At 63.4% G+C, this 18,144-nt stretch carries 16 protein-coding genes and 1 pseudogene; 8 read left to right on the top strand and 9 right to left on the bottom strand.

Going from position 1 to position 18,144, the window contains the following annotated elements; all coding sequences use genetic code 11:
• Positions 1-241: 241 nt before the first annotated feature.
• From GPT33_RS09740 to rfbD, 6 genes are all read left to right on the top strand, one after another.
• Positions 242-1,624: an MFS transporter gene (locus GPT33_RS09740; RefSeq protein WP_296808058.1), complete on the top strand. Its 1,383-nt coding sequence runs from the start codon at positions 242-244 to the stop codon at positions 1,622-1,624.
• Between the two features lie 78 nt (positions 1,625-1,702).
• Entirely contained in the window at positions 1,703-2,215 is a 513-nt protein-coding gene (ssb, locus tag GPT33_RS09735; RefSeq protein WP_296808055.1) for a single-stranded DNA-binding protein, read from the top strand.
• A 225-nt stretch (positions 2,216-2,440) separates the two neighbouring features.
• On the top strand, positions 2,441-3,499 hold the full coding sequence (gene rfbB, locus GPT33_RS09730) for a dTDP-glucose 4,6-dehydratase (protein WP_296808050.1): 1,059 nt from the start codon (positions 2,441-2,443) through the stop codon (positions 3,497-3,499).
• Between the two features lie 11 nt (positions 3,500-3,510).
• Entirely contained in the window at positions 3,511-4,392 is an 882-nt protein-coding gene (rfbA, locus tag GPT33_RS09725; protein ID WP_296808047.1) for a glucose-1-phosphate thymidylyltransferase RfbA, read from the top strand.
• The gene (gene rfbC, locus GPT33_RS09720) at positions 4,389-4,955 is read left to right on the top strand and encodes a dTDP-4-dehydrorhamnose 3,5-epimerase (RefSeq protein WP_296808044.1); all 567 of its coding nucleotides are present in this window, start codon (positions 4,389-4,391) and stop codon (positions 4,953-4,955) included. The genes rfbA and rfbC overlap by 4 nt, the downstream gene beginning before the upstream one ends.
• Positions 4,952-5,863 carry a dTDP-4-dehydrorhamnose reductase gene (gene rfbD / locus GPT33_RS09715; RefSeq protein ID WP_296808041.1) on the top strand — a complete coding sequence of 304 codons (912 nt, stop codon included), beginning with the start codon at positions 4,952-4,954 and terminating at the stop codon, positions 5,861-5,863. Before rfbC ends, rfbD begins: the two co-directional genes overlap by 4 nt.
• Before the next feature lie 187 nt (positions 5,864-6,050).
• Here the strand turns inward: rfbD and lon are convergent, their stop codons facing one another.
• From lon to tal, 3 genes are all read right to left on the bottom strand, one after another.
• Positions 6,051-8,459, bottom strand: coding sequence for an endopeptidase La (gene lon / locus GPT33_RS09710; protein WP_296808037.1), 2,409 nt, complete (start codon positions 8,457-8,459; stop codon positions 6,051-6,053).
• 46 nt (positions 8,460-8,505) lie between these two features.
• Positions 8,506-9,300 (bottom strand): 16S rRNA (adenine(1518)-N(6)/adenine(1519)-N(6))-dimethyltransferase RsmA, encoded by a 795-nt coding sequence (rsmA, locus tag GPT33_RS09705; RefSeq protein ID WP_296808034.1) that lies wholly within the window; start codon positions 9,298-9,300, stop codon positions 8,506-8,508.
• Positions 9,301-9,492: 192 nt separating this feature from the next.
• Positions 9,493-10,464 (bottom strand): transaldolase, encoded by a 972-nt coding sequence (tal, locus tag GPT33_RS09700; protein ID WP_296808031.1) that lies wholly within the window; start codon positions 10,462-10,464, stop codon positions 9,493-9,495.
• 300 nt (positions 10,465-10,764) lie between these two features.
• Between tal and GPT33_RS09695 the strand changes: the two genes are divergently transcribed.
• Together GPT33_RS09695 and GPT33_RS09690 are read left to right on the top strand one after the other, a co-directional pair.
• The gene (locus tag GPT33_RS09695; RefSeq protein ID WP_296808028.1) at positions 10,765-12,348 is read left to right on the top strand and encodes a CHAD domain-containing protein; all 1,584 of its coding nucleotides are present in this window, start codon (positions 10,765-10,767) and stop codon (positions 12,346-12,348) included.
• 90 nt (positions 12,349-12,438) lie between these two features.
• On the top strand, positions 12,439-13,140 hold the full coding sequence (locus GPT33_RS09690) for a rhodanese-like domain-containing protein (RefSeq protein ID WP_296808024.1): 702 nt from the start codon (positions 12,439-12,441) through the stop codon (positions 13,138-13,140).
• Positions 13,141-13,226: 86 nt separating this feature from the next.
• On the opposite strand, the gene GPT33_RS09685 is transcribed toward GPT33_RS09690, so the two are convergent.
• The 6 genes and pseudogenes from GPT33_RS09685 to GPT33_RS09660 all read right to left on the bottom strand — a co-directional run.
• The gene (locus tag GPT33_RS09685) at positions 13,227-13,775 is read right to left on the bottom strand and encodes a hydrogenase maturation protease (RefSeq protein ID WP_296808021.1); all 549 of its coding nucleotides are present in this window, start codon (positions 13,773-13,775) and stop codon (positions 13,227-13,229) included.
• The gene (locus GPT33_RS09680) at positions 13,776-15,203 is read right to left on the bottom strand and encodes a Ni/Fe hydrogenase subunit alpha (RefSeq protein ID WP_296808018.1); all 1,428 of its coding nucleotides are present in this window, start codon (positions 15,201-15,203) and stop codon (positions 13,776-13,778) included. It lies immediately after the preceding gene.
• Positions 15,200-15,544, bottom strand: coding sequence for a hypothetical protein (locus GPT33_RS09675; RefSeq protein WP_296808016.1), 345 nt, complete (start codon positions 15,542-15,544; stop codon positions 15,200-15,202). The genes GPT33_RS09680 and GPT33_RS09675 overlap by 4 nt, the downstream gene beginning before the upstream one ends.
• 4 nt (positions 15,545-15,548) lie before the next feature.
• Positions 15,549-16,091, bottom strand: coding sequence for an NADP oxidoreductase (locus GPT33_RS09670; RefSeq protein ID WP_296808013.1), 543 nt, complete (start codon positions 16,089-16,091; stop codon positions 15,549-15,551).
• Positions 16,088-16,819: a bidirectional hydrogenase complex protein HoxU gene (gene hoxU / locus GPT33_RS09665; protein ID WP_296808010.1), complete on the bottom strand. Its 732-nt coding sequence runs from the start codon at positions 16,817-16,819 to the stop codon at positions 16,088-16,090. Before hoxU ends, GPT33_RS09670 begins: the two co-directional genes overlap by 4 nt.
• A 187-nt stretch (positions 16,820-17,006) precedes the next feature.
• Positions 17,007-18,144 (bottom strand): annotated as a pseudogene (locus GPT33_RS09660) (NADH-ubiquinone oxidoreductase-F iron-sulfur binding region domain-containing protein); the annotation flags it as partial.

Raw genomic sequence — 18,144 nt, 5'->3', positions numbered from 1 at the left:
GTCCACAGCCCTTGGCGCGGACGTGGTTTAAAATAATATATTTTTTAGAATCTTAAACCGCGCCGGCTCCAGCGGCCATCAAGTCTGCCGGGGCCGATCCCATCCAAGAACTTTCCATACCGCATTGGGCGCGGTTTAAGAAGACTGGTCTGCGGGAGGATTCCTGTCAATCGCGGGCACGATCGCCGACAAGCCCTTATACTCGCGTCTTCCGCCGAAACGACGTAGAAGGCCCCAGGCTTTGACTCCCTCCCATCAACCCCTTGTCGCCTTCACCGGGCTGGAAAAGCGCGCGGCCGCAGGTCTAGCCGCGATCTTCTCCACGCGCATGTTGGGCCTCTTCATGGTCCTGCCGGTTTTCGCGCTCTATGCACACGACCTGGACGGCGCCACGCCCTTGCTGGTCGGACTGGCGATCGGCGCCTACGGCCTGACGCAGGCGCTGTTTCAGATCCCGCTGGGTCTATTGTCGGATCGCATCGGGCGCAAGCCTGTGATCTACGGGGGGCTGGTGTTGTTCGCGATCGGCAGCGTCGTCGCCGCCCTTGCCGATCAGATCGAGCTGGTTATCCTGGGGCGCGTGATTCAGGGCAGCGGCGCCATCGCGGCGGCGACCATCGCCCTCACCGCCGATCTGACCCGCGACGCGGTGCGCACGCGGGCCATGGCGGCGATCGGTATCAGCGTCGCCTTGTCCTTCGCCGCGGCACTGGTCCTCGGGCCGCCGTTGGCCCGCTGGCTGGGTATCTCGGGGATCTTTTGGCTGACCGCGTTTCTGGCGATTGCCGGCATGCTGGTCCTGGCCTATATCGTGCCCGAGCCCGAGCGCTCCAGCGTCCACCGCGAGGCCCAGCCGGTGATGGATCAGTTCGCAGGCGTGCTGGGTAACCCGACGTTGCTGCGCCTGGATCTGGGCATCTTCCTGCTGCACCTCACCATGGTGAGCATGTTCGTGGTGCTGCCGCTGTCGATCGAGTCGGCCGGTTTGGCGCCCGTGGATCACTGGCTGCTCTATCTGCCGGTCGTCTTGCTCGCCATCGTGATCATGGTCCCCTTCATCATCATGGCGGAGCGCGGCGGCAAGGTGAAGGCGGTGCTGCTCGGTGCGGTGACGGCGATGTGTGCGTCCATGGTGGGCTTCTATCTCTTCAATCAGTCCATCTGGGTCGTCGGATTCTTGCTGCTGGTGATGTTCACGGTCTTCAACCTGATGGAGGCCATCCTGCCGTCGCTCGTCTCGAAGGCCGCCCGAGCAGGTGCGCGCGGGACGGCGATGGGGGTCTTCTCCAGCTCGCAGTTCGTCGGTGCCTTCTTGGGCGGGCTGCTCGGCGGCTTGGCACATCAGAGCTTCGGGGCGGATGCCGTCTATCTGGTGGGGGCCGCGACCTCGTTGGTTTGGATCGGTCTGGCGGCGACGATGGCGATGCCGGCGAATCTGACGGCGCATGTCCTTTCCCTCGGCGAACAGCCGGCCGAAGAGGGTCTGGGTCTCGAGGCGCGTCTGCTGGCCATCCCGGGGGTCGAAGATGCCGTCGTCGCGCTCGACGAGGGAGTCGCCTATCTGAAGGTGGACAGTGGCCGACTGGATTGGGCAACATTACAGACATTTTCGGCCCGGGCCTGAGGCGGAGCCTCGAGGTCGGCCGCGTATTTTTCGGCGAGACAACATTCGCCCGCGATCGACGCGGAGCGGGAGGACTGCATGGCAGGCGTCAACAAGGTGATTCTCATCGGCAACCTCGGGGCCGACCCGGAGGTGCGTTACATGCCGAGCGGCGATGCGGTGGCGAATATCCGCATCGCAACGAGCGAGACCTGGAAGGATAAGAACACGGGCGAGAGGCAGGAGCGCACCGAGTGGCACAACGTTGTCTTCTTCGGGAAGATCGCCGAGATCGTCAAGCAGTACGTGCACAAGGGCTCGAAGATCTACGTCGAGGGGAAGCTGCGCACCCGCAAATGGCAGGGTCAGGACGGGCAGGATCGCTACACGACCGAGGTCGTGGTCGACATGAACGGGACCATGCAGATGCTCGACAGCCGTTCCGGCGGCGGTGGTGTCGGCTCATCGGTCCCTTTCGACGACGCGCCCGCGTATCAATCGCGCGGCGGCGGGCGGCCGCAATCCTCGAGTCCGGCGCCGTCATCCGGAGGGAGCAGCCCCGGAGGCAGCAGCCAAGGCGCGGCGGATTTCGACGACGATATCCCCTTTTAAACCGCGTCCGGAGCGATATGCTCATTTTCGAGTGACATCGACGTTTAGTGCATCTACAGTCCTTGGCTGGGACGCGGTTTAAAATAATTTATTTTTTAATATCTTAAACCGCGCCGACTCCAGACGATCGTCAAGTCTGCCGGGGCCGATCCCATCGAAAAAACATCGCATATCGCGCTGGGCGCGGTTTAAGCGTTCCACCATCAGCGTCAAGGAGCATCGCGTGTGCTGACCATTCTCGTCACCGGCGGGGCCGGATTCATCGGCGGCAACTTCGTCCACCACATCCTCGAGACGACCGATGCGCGGGTGGTCAACCTCGACCTTCTGACCTACGCCGGAAATCTGGACACCCTTGCCGATCTGAAGGACAACCCGCGTCATGTCTTCGTGCAGGGCGACATCGCCGATCCTGCGCTGGTTGCCCGGCTCCTTGCGGAGTATGAGGTCGACGCGGTCGTGAACTTTGCGGCCGAGAGTCATGTCGACCGCTCGATCGACGGCCCGGCGCAGTTCGTCCAGACCAACGTGGTCGGCACCTTCAATCTGCTGGACTGCGCACGCGCCCACTGGGCGAAACGCAGCGGTGGGGCCAAGGATGCCTTTCGTTTCCTGCATGTCTCGACCGACGAGGTCTATGGCTCGCTGGGGCCGACCGGCCTCTTCACCGAGTCGACCCCGTACGCGCCCAACTCGCCCTATTCCGCGTCCAAGGCCGCATCCGACCATCTGGTGCGCGCCTGGTTTCACACCTACGGCCTGCCGGTGCTGACGACCAACTGCTCGAACAACTACGGGCCTTACCAGTTCCCGGAGAAGTTGATCCCGCTCATGATCCTGAAGGCCCAGCGCGGCGAGTCCTTACCCATCTACGGCGACGGCGGGAACGTGCGCGATTGGTTGTACGTCATCGATCACTGCCGGGCGATCCTGCGTGTGCTCGAGGCCGGCAGACCGGGGGAGGTCTACAACGTCGGCGGCAACAGCGAGAAGACCAATCTCGAGGTCGTCGATACGCTCTGTGCCCTGCTCGACGAGCGCCTGCCCGATTCGCCCTATCGGCCGCACGTGGACCTGAAGAGCTTCGTCAAAGACCGTCCCGGACACGATCGGCGCTACGCCATCGATGCCGACAAGCTCAAGCGCGAGCTGGGTTGGGAGCCGACGGAGACCTTCGAGTCCGGTATGCGCCTGACGGTCGACTGGTATCTGGACCATCCGGACTGGTGTCGGCGGGTCACCGACGGGAGCTATCTCGGTGAGCGTCTCGGCGCCGCCGGTTGAGGGATCGGATCATGAATCGAAAAGGTATTATCCTGGCCGGGGGTTCCGGAACGCGTCTCTATCCGCTGACGCGGGCGATCAGCAAGCAGCTGCTGCCGATCTACGACAAGCCGATGATCTATTACCCGCTCTCGACCCTGATGTTGGCCGGGATTCGCGAGATTCTGATCATCTCCACGCCGCATGACCTGCCGATGTTCCGATCCCTGCTCGGGGACGGATCTCAATGGGGGCTCCATCTCGAGTATGCCGAGCAGCCCCATCCTGGCGGGCTCGCGCAAGCATTCCTGATCGGTAAGGACTTCGTCGGGACCTCGCCTTCCTGCCTGATCCTGGGAGACAACATCTTCTACGGGCACGGCTTGGTCGATCAGCTGCGGGCCGCGGGTGCACGCGAGCGCGGTGCCACTGTCTTCGGCTACTACGTGTCTGACCCGGAGCGCTACGGCGTGGCCGAGTTCGATGCGAGCGGCCATGTCCTGAGCCTCGAAGAGAAACCCAGCAAGCCCAAGTCCAACTGGGCGGTGACCGGCATCTATTTCTACGACGATCAGGTCTGCGGACTCGCCGCGGGGTTGCGCCCGTCGCCGCGCGGCGAGTTGGAGATCACGGACCTCAATATCCGCTATCTCGAGCAGGGCGAGCTGCACGTGAGCCGGATCGGGCGCGGGACGGCTTGGCTGGATACCGGCACGCATGAGTCGCTGATGCAGGCCGGCCAGTTCATCGAGACGATCGAGCGTCGCCAGGGGCTCAAGATCTGCTGTCCGGAAGAGGTGGCCTACTTCAACGGCTGGATCGACGACGATCAGCTTCGGGCGATGGGCGAGGAGCTGAAGAAGAGCGGCTACGGTGAGTATCTGCTGAGTCTGCTGCGGCGAGGCGACGTATGAAGGTCATCGAGACAGCAATCCCGGGCGTCCTGATCCTCGAGCCGAAGGTGTTCGGTGACGAGCGGGGCTTCTTCATGGAGACTTACCGCACCAATCGCTATGCCGAGCTCGGCATCCCCGCGCCCTTTGTCCAAGACAATCTGTCCTACTCGCGCCGAGGTGTCCTGCGGGGGCTTCACGTTCAACATCCGCACGCACAGGGCAAGTTGGTCCAGGTGATGGACGGCGAGGTGTTCGACGTCGCGGTCGATATCCGTCGCGGCTCGCCGACCTTCGGGCGCTGGGTCGGTGCGACCCTGTCGGGAGAGAACCGACGCCAGTTCTGGATCCCGCCGGGGTTCGCCCACGGCTTCCTGGTCACCGGCGACTCGGCCCTCTTCATCTACAAGAACACGGACTATTACAGCCCCGAGACCGAGTTCAGTCTGCGTTGGGACGACCCCGAGATCGGCATCGACTGGCCGCTCCAGGGGACGCCCGAGCTGTCTGCCAAGGATTCTGCGGCGGCCTGTTTGAGCGAGATTCCACCCGAACGCCTTCCCGACTACGAGGCCAGCCTATGACCATCAAGCGCACGGCCACCGAACGGCCCCGTATCCTCCTGATCGGCGCCAACGGGCAAGTCGGCTGGGAGCTGCGACGCACACTCGCGACACTCGGCGATGTGATCCCGGCCTCCCTCGAAGGGGAATACGGGCCGACGATCGATCTGTTGGATCCGGCATCTCTGTCGAGGCTTGTTCAAGACTCCTCTCCGGACGCGGTCGTCAATGCCGCCGCCTACACCGCCGTGGACAAGGCCGAGACCGACCGCGCCATTGCGCAGCGCATCAATGCCGATGCGGTCGGCGAGCTCGGCGCCATGCTCGCCGGGCGCGGGACGCCGATCATCCATTACTCGACCGACTTCGTGTTCTCCGGCAATCTCGATCGTCCCTACCGGGAAGACGACGCACCGGGGCCGCTCAACGTCTACGGCGAGACCAAGCTCGGCGGCGAGCAGGCGTTGCTGAGCTCGGGTGCCCGTGCGCTGATCTTCCGTACCAGCTGGGTCTACGGCATCCGCGGCGCCAATTTCCTGCTGACGATGCTGCGTCTGCTCAAGGAGCGCGACGAGCTGCGCATCGTCGACGACCAGATCGGCTCGCCGACCTGGAGCCGCATGTTGGCGTCGGCGACGGCCCTGGTGCTCTATCGTGTCTTGCGCGGCGAACTTGATCTGGAGAAAGTCGGCGGGCTCTATCATCTGACCGGCTCGGGTCAGGTCAGCTGGTTCGGGTTCGCGAGCGCGATCCTGGAAGACGCCGGTCTGGACGCGAGTCTGATTCCGATTCCCTCGTCCGAATATCCTGCACCGGCGCGGCGCCCGCTCTACTCGGTCCTCGACAACAGCCTCTTCCAAGAGACTTTCGGGCTGTCGATGCCGGATTGGCGTCTGTCCTTGAAGCAGTGTTTGGACGAGAAGACTTAAACCGCGCCCAGCACGGTATGCGATGTTTTTGGATGGGATCGACCCCGGCAGACTTGACGACCGTTGGAGTCGGCGCGGTTTAAGGTATTAAAAAATATATTATTTTAAACCGCGTCTCCGCTAAGGGCCGTGGATGCACCAGACGTTGAACTCACTCGTAAAGTGAGCCTCTCGCTCTGGACGCGGTTTAGGTCCTCGACGCTGCCCCGAACAAGAGCGGCAAAACGTCGTGGTAGCGCGAGGCGAAATGCACCTTGAAGCCCTTGCTGACATGCTCGGGCACCTCTTCGAACTCGCCGCGGTTGTCCTCCGGGAGGATGATCTCGCGGATGCCGGCGCGCCGCGCCGCGATCAGCTTCTCGCGGATCCCGCCGACCGGAAAGACCTCGCCGGTCAAGGTAATCTCGCCGGTCATGGCGAGCCGCCGGATCGGTTGGTTGCGGGCGAGGGATAGGAGGGCGGATGTCATCGTGATGCCGGCCGAGGGGCCGTCCTTCGGGGTGGCCCCGGCCGGGACATGGACATGGATGAAGGCGTTTTCGAAGAAGGCCGGATCGGCACCGAGCTCGGCGGCATGGCCGACTAGGTAGCCGTAGGCGATCTCGGCGGACTCCTTCATGACGTCGCCGAGCTGACCGGTGAGCTTGAAGCCGCGCGTGAAGCTGTGGGTCCGGGCGGCCTCGATCGAGAGTGTGGCGCCGCCCATGGCGGTCCAGGCCAATCCGGTGACGACGCCGGGACCGGAGAGCTTGCGCTCGTCGCGAAATACCGGGCTGCCGAGATAACCCTTCAGGTCGGCCTCGCCGACGCTGATCGGTGTCTCCTCACCCTCGAGCATGCGCACGGCGACCTTGCGCACGATCTTTCCGAGCTGCTTTTCCAATCGCCGTACGCCGGCATCGCGCGCATAGCGCTCGATCAGCGCGCGCAGTGTCTTGGTGTCGAGCCTGACCGTGCGTTTGGCGAGCCCGGCTCGGTCGATCTGTCGGGGGAGGAGGTATTTCTTCGCGATCTGAAGCTTCTCCTCGGCGATATAGCCGGAGAGCGGAATCACCTCCATGCGGTCGAGCAGGGGGCCGGGGATGCTGTCGGTCTGGTTTGCGGTGCAGACGAAAAGGACCTTCGAGAGGTCGAAGCGCAGATCCAGATAGTGATCGAGGAAGTCGCTGTTCTGTTCCGGGTCCAGGACCTCGAGCAGGGCCGAGGCCGGGTCGCCGTGGTATGACGCGCCGACCTTGTCGATCTCGTCGAGCATGATGACGGGATTGGCCGTTCCGGCGTCTTTGATCGCCTGGAGAAACTTGCCCGGCATGGCGCCGATGTAGGTGCGACGGTGGCCCTTGATCTCGGCCTCGTCGCGGATGCCGCCGACGGAGAAGCGATAGAAGCGCCGGCCGAGTGCATCGGCGATGGAGTGCCCGATCGAGGTCTTGCCGACACCGGGCGGACCCACCAGCAGGATGATGGAGCCGGCGATCTCGCCCTTGTGGATCCCGACGGCCAGGAACTCGAGGATGCGTTTCTTTACATCCTCCAGGCCGTAATGATCGCGATCCAGCACGCGGCGCGCGCGCTTGAGGTCAAGCTTGTCGGCGGAGTGCTTGCCCCAGGGCAGGATCGTGATCCAGTCCAGGTAGTTGCGGGTCACGGCGTATTCCGGCGAGCCGGTCTCCAGCATGCGCAGCTTGTCCATCTCCTCTTCGACCCGTTTGCTCGCCTGCTCGGTGAGGGTCAGCTTTTCGATCCGGGCGGTGAAGCGGTCGATCTCCGCGGTGCGGTCGTCCTTGGCGATGCCCAGCTCCTTCTGGATCGCCTTGAGCTGCTCGCGCAGAAAGAACTCGCGCTGCTGCTTTTGCATCTTCTCCTCGACCGTGCGCCGGATCTTCTGCTGAGCACGGGCGAGCTCGAGCTCGTTGTTGAGCAGAACGAGCACCTTTTCCATTCGCGGCAGAAGCGGCAGGATTTCCAGCACCTCCTGGAGTTGCTCCTTGGTCGAGGTCGTGAGGCTGGCCGCGAAGTCGGAGAGGTGCGAGGGATCGTCGGGGCCGAAGCGGTCGAGGAACATCCGCAGCTCCTCGACATAGAGCGGGTTGAGCGGCAGCAACTCCTTGATGGTGTTGATCACGGCCATGGCGTAGGCCTTGATCTCCCCATTCGGCGGACCGGCCGGCTCGGGGAGATAGGTCACCTGTGCGTCGAACGGCGCCTCGCGGCTGACCCAGTTGGCGATGCTGAACCGCTGCAGACACTCGACCAGGACCTGCAGGTGGCCATCCTGCTGATGGACGCGATGGACTCGGCAAGCCGTTCCGATGGGATAGAAGTCGGTGGTTCTTGCCTCTTCGGAGGTTTCGCTGCGGACCAGAACCACGCCGAGGATCTTGTGCTCGCTTGCCCCGACTGCTTCCAGTGTCGAGGCCCAGCCTTCGGCATCCATCAACAGCGGAACGGCCTGCCCGGGGAAAAAGGGGCGCGAGGCGACCGGCAGAATCGGGATGTGCGTCGGGAGGACATCGTTCGCCCGCGCAAGCGTGATCTCGGAACCCTCGTCGACCTTGATTGCGCTTAGATCCTCGTCTGAATCCCGGCCCGCCATCGTCGTTCTCCTCGTTCGCAAATACCCCTCGTTGGATCGGCCAATTTCAGGGTATCGGCCGCGATTTGCAAGCGGCGTTTGCCAAGCGCGCATAGCTTGCGACATCGAGGTTTTCGGCCCTCAGCGTCGGATCGATCCCGGTTGCGATCAGCAGGTCCGCGTCGATCAGCTTGGAGAGGCTGTTGCGCAAGGTCTTGCGGCGCTGCCCGAAGGCTGCGGCGACGATACGGGCGTGCAGTGCGGGGTCATCGATCGGATAGGGGAGCGGTCGATGGGGCTGCAGTCGAAGGAAGGCGGACTCGACCTTCGGGGCTGGGGTGAATGCGCCTGCACCGATGCGAAAGAGACACTCCGCCGAGCACAGCGTCTGAACCATCACCGAGAGACGTCCGTAGGTCTTGTCGCCCGGATCCGCGACGATGCGCTCGACGACCTCCTTCTGAAGCATCAGGTGCATGTCCTCGATGCAGTCGGCTTGCTCCAGAAACCGAAACAACAGAGGGGTGGAGATGTTGTAGGGGAGATTCCCGACGAGACGCAAGCGCTCGCCCGCCTGCACAAGCCCGCAGAGGGCAAAGTTCAGGGCGTCGGCTTGGTGGATCCGCAGATCGCCGAGTGGGCCGAGTCGATCGCGCAGCGGGCCGACCAGGTCGCGATCCAGCTCGACGACATCGAGCGAGCCGATCGCGGTCAGGAGTCCTAGTGTGATGGCGCCCTGCCCGGGACCGATCTCGACGACGCGCTCTGCGGTTGTGGCGGCAATCGCCCCGTGGATGCGGTCGATCACCTGGCGGTCATGAAGGAAGTTCTGGCCGAAGCGTTTGCGTGCGCGGTGCTCCATTAAACCGCGTCCGGCATGATATGGAGGGACTTCAACCTGATTTGGCCTCCGATCAATACGCGAGCGTCGGAGTCGACGCGGTTTAAGTCACTATTTTTTTTCATTTAAACCGCGTCGGCTCTAAGGTCGTTAATGGCGTCGAGGGGTGTTTCGCGCTCCGGCGCCAAGGACGGCAGGAGACGCGGTTTCGGTTTAGCAGTTGTGGCAGACCTCATGGGCGAACTGCTCGAGTTTACGCGTGTCCGCAGCGAAGAGTCGGATACCTTCGGCGAGCTTTTCGGAGGCCATGGCGTCTTCGTTGAGCTCCCAGCGGAAGCCGGGCTCGTCGAACCCGACCTTCGGGATCTCCATGCCGAGCGCTCGTTCGGGATCGAGCTTTCTCGGAACATCGCCCTCGGTCGAGGCAAGCTCGCCGAGTAAGGCAGGCGAGATGGTGAGGTAGTCGCAACCGGCCAACTCCAGGATCTCGTCGAGGTTGCGGAAGCTTGCGCCCATCACGACGGTCTCGTAGCCGTGGCGTTTGTAGAAATTGTAGATCCGGGTGACGGACTGCACGCCCGGGTCCTCGTCGGCCGGATAGCCGGGGACGTTGTCGGTGTTCTTGTACCAGTCGAGGATACGCCCGACGAAGGGCGAGATGAGCGTGACACCCGCGTCGGCGCAGGCGACCGCCTGGGCGAAGCTGAACAGGAGGGTCAAGTTGCAGTGCAGCCCCTGGCGTTGCAGGATCTCCGCCGCTCGGATGCCTTCCCATGTCGAGGCGATCTTGAAGAGGACCCGTGTGCTCGGGTCGACGCCGGCGGCTTGGTAGAGCTCCACCAACGCTGCGGCGCGTTTGAGTGTGGCTTCGGTGTCAAACGAAAGACGCGCGTCGATCTCGGTCGAGACTCGTCCGGGAACAATCTTCAGGATCTCCGTGCCGAAGTTCACGGCGAGCTTGTCCATGGTCGCCTTGGCCTGATCCATCGCGTCGCTGCCGCCCTCACGCGTGCCGAAGAGGACGGCGTCCTCCACCAGCTCGCGATACTGAGGCATCTGGGCCGCTTTGAAGATCAGTGACGGGTTGGTGGTGGCATCTTGGGGCTGGTAAGCGGCAATGGACTCGAAGTCGCCGGTGTCGGCAACGACCGTGGTCATGGTCTTGAGTTGGTCGAGCTTACTCATGGTTCCACACCTTCTTCAAGGTTGAGACGCGTCGGCGTCGATGGGTTGACCTTAACGGAATCCGATGACGATTTCGAATCTGCCCGGGCGGCTATTCCTGGTTGCTTTGCGGGGTTTTGTCGGACATCGCGGAATCACCGCTCGAAAGGTCTGCACGGGGTTTCCGACGTGCCTGTGCTGTCTGCATTCCAGCGCCTACGGCGATTGGACCGTCGTAGATCCGATGGGTGTCCTGCGCAGCCTTGTCGTTCATACTCTCCATACATCGGTTCAACGGATGCAGGGCGTTTTGGACATCCCATGAGCGATACGACGATCGAGTTACAGATCCCGCACGGCACGCCGATCGAACGCGTCACGGATCTGCTGCAGGGGCCCTACCGACCGGTTCTTGCGCCGGCCGAAACGGTGACGCACCTGTTCTACGACACCTTCGACTGGGCGATCTTCCACGATGGCGGGGTCTTGGAGTTTCGCACGCAGCGATCGACGAGGCGCTTGGTCCGAAGCAGCCTCGACGGCAGCTCGCCACCCGTGTCTCAAACACTGGCGGGGGAACCGGGATTTGCGTCCGATTTGCCGCTCGGGCCGGTGCGCGAGCGCATCCTCGAGATCTGCGGTATCCGGCGCCTGCTGCCGGTCGTCGCGGTGGAGAGTCACGTCACGGCATTTCGGCTCGTCAACGACGATGCGGACTCCTTGCTGCGGGTCGAGATCCACGAGCAGAGTGCCCGGACGCCCGGCGGTGATCAATGCGGTCCACTCGGGATCCGCATCCGTCTTGTTGCGGAGCCCTATCACGAAGGGGTGTGCCGAGAGGTCGAGGGCATTCTGCTCGATCGTCTCGTGCCGCCGCCGGTAGCGGCGCACACAGCGCTCTTGACCGATGCGCTCGCCGCTTGTGGTCGTCGCCCGGGCGATTATTCGTCAAAGATCGACGATCGGCTTGATCCGGACCAGCGTGCGGACGAGGCGCTCGAGGCGCTGCTGCGCAGCTTGTTCCAGACCCTGCTTGCGAATCTCGACGGCGCTCGGAATCATCTGGACACCGAGTTTCTACACGATCTGCGTGTTGCGACCCGGCGCACCCGGTCGGTCCTTGGTCAAGTCAAAGGCGTGTTTCCGTCCGAGCGTGTCGAAGATTTCAAGGTCAGGTTTGCTTGGTTGCAACAGGTCACCGGACCCCTGCGCGATCTGGATGTCTACCTGCTGGATTTCGATCGCTACAGGGAGGCCCTGCCGTCTCGCCTCAGGGCCTGTCTGGATCCGGTCCATGCCTTTCTGCTCTTGCGCCAAGCCGAGGAGCAAAGGCGCGTCGCCGATGCGCTGGGCTCCCCCGCCTTCGCTGCCTTGACGAGCGAGTGGCAGGCGTTTCTCGATATGCCGCTCGTCGAGCATCCGGTCGAGCCCAACGCCGCGCGTTCCATCAAGTCGGTCGCGGACGAGCGTATTCGCCGTATGGCGAAGCGGGTTCGTCGCGAAGGCCGCGCGATCAGGCCGGACTCGCCCGCGACCGATCTGCATGAGCTGCGCAAGAGCTGCAAGAAGCTCAGATACCTCATGGAGCTGTTTCAGAGTCTCTACCCGCGTGCCAAGATCGCCCGACTGATCAAGTTGCTCAAAGCGCTGCTCGATCACCTCGGTCTTGTTCAGGATCTTGCGGTACAGGCCGAACACCTTCTCGACTGGGCCAAGCAGATGCATCGCGAGGGAAGTGCCGATACCGAGACACTGCTGGCGATGGGCGCCCTCGTCGGGCAGCTACTGGGGCGTCAGGCGCAGGCGCGCGAGGCCTTCGCCGAGGTCTTCGATCGGTATCTACACGATGAGCAACAGGCGTTGTTTCGTGCCCTGTTCGACACGGCCGACCCGCGCTCGCCGTGAGACGCGCCTTTGGGCTGCGGCTGCCGCGCGGAGTCGATCAAACAACCCTGGCCGCAGACGCGGTTCGGAGGAGGTGAAGCTGAGGTGTCGATGAGATTGACTCTGCCGTCATACCTGACGGCGTCGCTCGTGTTGCTTGCCGCTGCTGCGACAGGCGCCGGTGCGGCCAACCCGGAGGAGGGGCTCTTCGATCTGGACGATCTTCGGGTGAAGATCACCGAGACCCTTCCCTATGTCGAGGTCGAACACGCGGGAAAGCCGGTTCTCTTGATGCGTCATCAGGAGCCCGACCACACCATCGTCGCGCCCTATGAGCAAACGGCGCGCGACTGTCCTCCGTATTGCATCCAGCCGATGCAGTTGGCGCCCGGCGTGGAGACCATCGGCGAGCTCGAGTTGATCGCTTATCTCCAGCGCGCATCCGAGGGCGAGCCGATCCTGGTGATCGATTCGCGCACCGAGCCCTGGGTGTCTCAGGGGATGATCCCGGGTGCGATCCACATCCCCTACACGCGACTGGATTCGGCGCACGCGCAGCCCGAGGCGATCGCCGAGTTGTTGGAATTTGAGCTTGGCGCGATTCGATTGAATGCGCTCTGGAATTTCAGCGCCGCCAAGACTCTGGTTTTTTACTGCAACGGACCTTGGTGCGGGCAGTCCCCGACCAATATTCGCGCCTTGCTGGCGCTCGGCTATCCTGCGGATCGGATCAAGTGGTACCGCGGCGGGATGCAAATGTGGGAGCAGCTCGGCTTGACGACCGTGAAGGCGCCGGCGAACGTCGACGACTAAACCGCGTCCGGAGCCGTATGCGCAGTTTTTGGATCGGATCGGCTACGGATGAAACCACGAGTGCCGGAGTCGACGCGGTTTGGGATTCAAAGAATCAGCGTCGGCGATCCGGTTTCGCCATGCGTCGCGTCCCCATCGGTCGGCTTCGATAGCCATGATACGCATCCGCTCGGGTCGATTAGTCGCCGCACCCAATCCAGCATGGGCTCGATCGCCGCTTCGGCGGTCGGCGTCAGCACGTAATTGGAATAGTCGAACGAGCTCCCGCACGCCGAGATCAAGAAGGTCTCGGGGACCTTGTCGTAGAGTGTCTCGCACCAGGCGAGGAGCTCGCGTGGATCCAGGAAATGCGCCATGGTCGACATGGCGCTGGCGTCGGGGGCGAGCGATCGGCAGCGCACCTCGCCCGGTGCGCCGTCGACCGCAGCGTCGAGAAAGACGACGCGGTCGTGCTCCACCAAATCGGCGACCAGCTCGGCTGTGAGGATGTGGCGCGAGATCACCTCCACGCCTTCCGGCATGCCCTCGGCCTGCAGTCGATCAGCGACCAGTGGCCCGATCGCGTCGTCGCCGCGGATCGGGCTGCCGTAGCCGATGATCAGGATCTTCCGGCCCTCTATGCGCGCCTGATCCATTCAACCGCGCCTGAGCGTGTCGACGACCCGGCCGGTCGCATCCTTGAGCTCGATAGCGAGCGGCATCTCCCCGAAGGCGTGCGAGGCGCAGGACAGGCAGGGGTCGAAGCAGCGGATGACCGCCTCGACGCGATTGAGCATCCCCTCCTGGAGGTTGTTGCCGTCGACATAGGCATCGGCGACCTGACGGATGCTCTGGTTCATGGCGAGGTTGTTGTGGCCGGTCGCGATAATGAGGTTGACCCAGGTGATGAGGCCCTCGTCGTCGATGCGGTAGTGATGCATCAGCAACCCGCGCGGGGCCTCGGCGACCCCGATTCCTTCGTAGCGGTTGCTGCGCGCGCGGGCTCGCACGCGCGCGTCGAGGATGGTCGGATCCTTGAGCAGGCGCTCCATCATCTCGAGTGCGTAGATGATCTCGACCAGTCGGGCATAGTGATAATGGAAGCTGCTCGCGATCGGGCCGGATTCCTGGAGCATGTGGAATTCAGCGAGTGCGACGTCGGCATAGGGTGTGCCGCAGGTATCGACGTTGTTCAGGCGTGCAAGGGGTCCGACCCGATAGATTCCCTTGGGATAGCCCTGCGGCTTGTAGTAGGGGAACTTCATGTAGCTGAAGTCCTCGACGGCCTCGCCGATTAGACGCTCGTACTCGTGCGGCGGGACCATGTCTTCGAGGATACGGCCTTGGGCGTCTTTGAGCCGCAGGAAGCCGTCGTAGTGCTCCAAGTGACCTTTGGGGCTCACCAGGCTCAGGAACATGGTCGGTTGACTGCCGAAGTGGTTTGCCTCGTCCTTGAACTTGGGCACAAGCGTCTTGAAAAACGCGTAGGTGCGCTTGGCGATGTCCAGCCCCTCGGGAAGCAGGGCGAGCATGGCGTCGCGCTTCTCCTGCGTCAGCGGCTCGCTGACCCCGCCGGGCACGACCCAGGTCGGGTGGATCTTTTTTCCGCCCAGGGTCTCGATGATGGTCTGGCCGATCTGGCGCAGACGGATGCCGTCTTTGGCCAGCGCCGGGTCTTGGCGCATGACGCCGAAGATATTGCGCGAGACCGGATCCGAGTCCCAGCCGAGCAGGAGATCCGGCGAGGAGAGATGAAAAAACGACAAGGCGTGCGACTGGGTGAGCTGCGCGAGGTTGATGATGCGGCGCAGCTTCTCGCCGGTCGGCGGGATGCTGACCGAGAGCAGGTGGTCGCAGGCCTTGTTGGATGCCAGCACGTGGCTGACCGGGCAGATCCCGCAGGTTCGCGCGGTCAGCGCGGGCATCTCGCGATAGGGCCGGCCCTCGCAGAACTTCTCGAAGCCGCGAAACTGGGTGAGATGGAACTTTGCGTCTTCGACCTCTCCGGCGTCACCGAGCTGCAGGGTGATGCGGGCATGGCCCTCGATGCGGGTGACGGGTTCGATGATGACGGTGCGGCTCATGGATGCGGCCCCTGGCGGTTGGGATTCGGTGTGGCGTCCGAGTCGTCGCCTTCGTTGCTCAAGGCGCGCTCGGTGATCTGGTGATAGAGGTGGGTCATCCTGGCGACGATGTCGTCGAGCTCCGGGTGCTGCGTCCACTTCGACTGCTTGTCTTTGGCATCGGCGAAGACCTCGGTCAGGAACTCGATGTCGAAGCTGTCGAGCCGCGCGCCGCGGTCGACCTTGGCCTTGATGTCGAGCAGGCGCGGCAGGCGCTGGGTGCGCAGACGCTCGAGAAGCGCGACGATCACGCCCGCGTCGGTATCCTGTGCCGATTGGTTTCCGGCAGGAGACTTGGTCACGGGTTTATGCCCCGAAACGTGTCACGGAGCTGGGATCGGGTATGCGCCCGGCAATCAGCTCGCTCAGCACGTACCAGATGGCGTCGGCGCTCGGCGGGCAGCCGGGCACGAAGACATCGACCCCCACGACACCGTGGATGGGTTTGACGACCGAGAGCAAGGCCGGAACCCCTTGGGTCGGAGTTTGCGGCTGAATGGTGACGGTGTCGCGGTAGGCGCGGTCGACCACGTCTGACAGCTTGAAGTGGTTGCGCATCGCCGGGACATTTCCGTTCACGGCGCAATCGCCCAAACTGACCAGGATTTTGCAGTGCTTGCGAAACGCCAGCGCCTTTTCCAGGTCGTCTTCCGAGCTGACCGAGCCTTCCAGGATGCCCACGTCGACCCGGTCGGGCAGGGTCTTGGTGTCGACAAGGGGGCTGTAGACGATGTCGACATGCTGGACCAGCTCGATCAAGCGCTCGTCCATGTCCAGGAACGACATATGACAGCCCGAGCAGCCGTCCAGCCAGGTGGTCGCGACCGTGATCTTGGGCGGTGTGCTCATTGGGCATGTCTCCGGCGGGCGAGAATCGGCAGGAAGTGTTGATCTTTGACCATTTCCCCGACCGAAGTGCCCTGCTTGACCAATGCGCCGGTCGGGCAGACCTGCACACATTTGCCGCAGCTGGTGCAGGTGTCGCTATCCCCCCATGGCTGCGCCATGTCGGTGATCACGCGACAGTCGCTGCCGCGGCCCATAACGTCCCAGGTATGGGCGCCCTCGATCTCGTCGCAGACGCGCACGCACCGGGTGCAGAGAATGCAGCGGTCGTGATCGAGCCGGAACATCTCGTGCGAGCTGTCGACCTGGTAGCTCGCCTGTCGGTACGGGACGCGGACATGGTCGACACCGCACTTCTGCGCGAGGTACTGCAGCTCGCAGTGACCATTGGAGACACAGACCGAGCAGACATGATTGCGCTCGGCGAAGAGCAGCTCGACGATGGTGCGGCGATAGCGCTGGAGTTTCTCGGTGTTTGTCTGGATCTGCATCCCTTCGGTGACGCGGGTCGAGCAGGCGGCCAAGAGGCGACCTTGACCCGCCAGCTCCACGAGACAGAGCCGACAGGCGCCCCACACCGAGAGGCCTTCGAGATAACAGAGACTCGGAATCGGGATCTGATTCTCGCGACAGACCTCGATGATGGTCTCGTCTTCGCGGGCGGAGAGATCCCGGCCGTCGATATTGAGCGTAACGACGCGGACATTCGATTGCTTGGCGGGTGGGGGCATATCGGCTCCGTCAACCTCGTTCGTGCATTTTGAACCGCAAGGGCTTACAGGACGCACCGCGAAGTGCGTCGCTGCAGGTGTTCGCTTTCAGTGAATTCCGTGGCGACGCCGCCGGGATTCGACGGCTCGACACCCTTTGCTCTCTTTCGCGCGTTGCGCCGTGGAGATCGCTACGGCCTGCTCCGCGTCAAACGTCACCGAGTTTCGCTTCGTATTCGTCGCGGAAATAGCGCATGGTACTCAACACCGGATTCGGCGCCGTCTGGCCCAATCCGCACAGGCTGGTTGCCTGCACCACCTCGCAGAGCTCTTCCAAAAGGGCCAGCTCGGCCCGCGTGGCCTGCGATCTGGCCAAACGGTCGAGGATGCTGTGCATTTGCTGTGTGCCGGTGCGGCACGGGATGCACTTTCCGCACGACTCGGTCATGCAGAACTCCATGAAATAGCGCGCGACATCGACCATGCTGGACGTCTCGTCCATGACGATCATGCCGCCCGAGCCCATCATGGTCCCGAGCGTCTTGAGGCTGTCGTAGTCCACGGCGATATCGAGGTGCTGCGCCGGGATGCAACCGCCCGAGGGGCCGCCGGTCTGCACCGCCTTGAAGGCCTTGCCGCCCGGGATGCCGCCGCCGATGACCTCGATGATGTCGCGCAGCGAGGTGCCCATCGGGACCTCGATTAGGCCGGTGTTGGTGATGGTTCCGGCGAGCGCGAAGACCTTGGTCCCTTTCGATCGCTCGGTGCCGATCGAGGCGAACCAGTCGCCTCCCTCGCGCACGATCGGGGCGATGTTCGCGAAGGTCTCGACGTTGTTGATGAGCGTGGGGTAGCCCCAGAGCCCGGACTCGGCGGGGTAAGGCGGACGCGGGCGGGGTTGGCCACGCAGCCCTTCGATGGAGGCCATGAGCGCAGTCTCTTCGCCGCAGACGAAGGCCCCGGCGCCGAGGCGGATCTCGACCTCCAGGCTGAATTGGGTGTCGCCGATCTTGTTGCCCAAAAATCCCGAACGCTTGGCTTTGCGAATGGCGGTCTGGAGTCGCTCCACCGCAAGCGGGTACTCCGCGCGGACATAGACGTAGGCCTTGTTCGCACGATCGCGTAGGCGGCGATCGCCATGCCTTCGATGACGCGATGCGGGTCCGACTCCAGGATCGCTCGATCCATAAAGGCGCCAGGGTCGCCTTCGTCCGCGTTGCAGATGACGAATTTTTGGGTCGCGGGCATCTTGGCGACGGTCGACCATTTCAGGCCCGTCGGGTAGCCGCCGCCGCCGCGACCGCGCAGACCGCTGTCCGTCACCTCGCGCAAGACATCGGCCGGGG

It is taken from the genome of Thiocapsa sp. (assembly GCF_011390875.1).
GTDB lineage: Bacteria > Pseudomonadota > Gammaproteobacteria > Chromatiales > Chromatiaceae > Thiocapsa.
Note: the sequence above shows the minus strand (reverse complement) of the source record. Positions and strands in the feature narration are given on the sequence as shown.

Bases quoted from the DNA above. Each gene is read 5' to 3' on its own strand.
- rsmA (WP_296808034.1), bottom strand. From the start codon at position 9,300: ATGGAGCACCGCGCACGCAAACGCTTCGGCCAGAACTTCCTTCATGAC.
- GPT33_RS09680 (WP_296808018.1), bottom strand. From the start codon at position 15,203: ATGAGCCGCACCGTCATCATCGAACCCGTCACCCGCATCGAGGGCCAT.
- ssb (WP_296808055.1), top strand. From the start codon at position 1,703: ATGGCAGGCGTCAACAAGGTGATTCTCATCGGCAACCTCGGGGCCGAC.
- lon (WP_296808037.1), bottom strand. From the start codon at position 8,459: ATGGCGGGCCGGGATTCAGACGAGGATCTAAGCGCAATCAAGGTCGAC.
- hoxU (WP_296808010.1), bottom strand. From the start codon at position 16,819: ATGCCCCCACCCGCCAAGCAATCGAATGTCCGCGTCGTTACGCTCAAT.
- rfbD (WP_296808041.1), top strand. From the start codon at position 4,952: ATGACCATCAAGCGCACGGCCACCGAACGGCCCCGTATCCTCCTGATC.
- GPT33_RS09695 (WP_296808028.1), top strand. From the start codon at position 10,765: ATGAGCGATACGACGATCGAGTTACAGATCCCGCACGGCACGCCGATC.
- GPT33_RS09670 (WP_296808013.1), bottom strand. From the start codon at position 16,091: ATGAGCACACCGCCCAAGATCACGGTCGCGACCACCTGGCTGGACGGC.
- GPT33_RS09685 (WP_296808021.1), bottom strand. From the start codon at position 13,775: ATGGATCAGGCGCGCATAGAGGGCCGGAAGATCCTGATCATCGGCTAC.
- rfbC (WP_296808044.1), top strand. From the start codon at position 4,389: ATGAAGGTCATCGAGACAGCAATCCCGGGCGTCCTGATCCTCGAGCCG.
- GPT33_RS09690 (WP_296808024.1), top strand. From the start codon at position 12,439: ATGAGATTGACTCTGCCGTCATACCTGACGGCGTCGCTCGTGTTGCTT.
- rfbA (WP_296808047.1), top strand. From the start codon at position 3,511: ATGAATCGAAAAGGTATTATCCTGGCCGGGGGTTCCGGAACGCGTCTC.
- tal (WP_296808031.1), bottom strand. From the start codon at position 10,464: ATGAGTAAGCTCGACCAACTCAAGACCATGACCACGGTCGTTGCCGAC.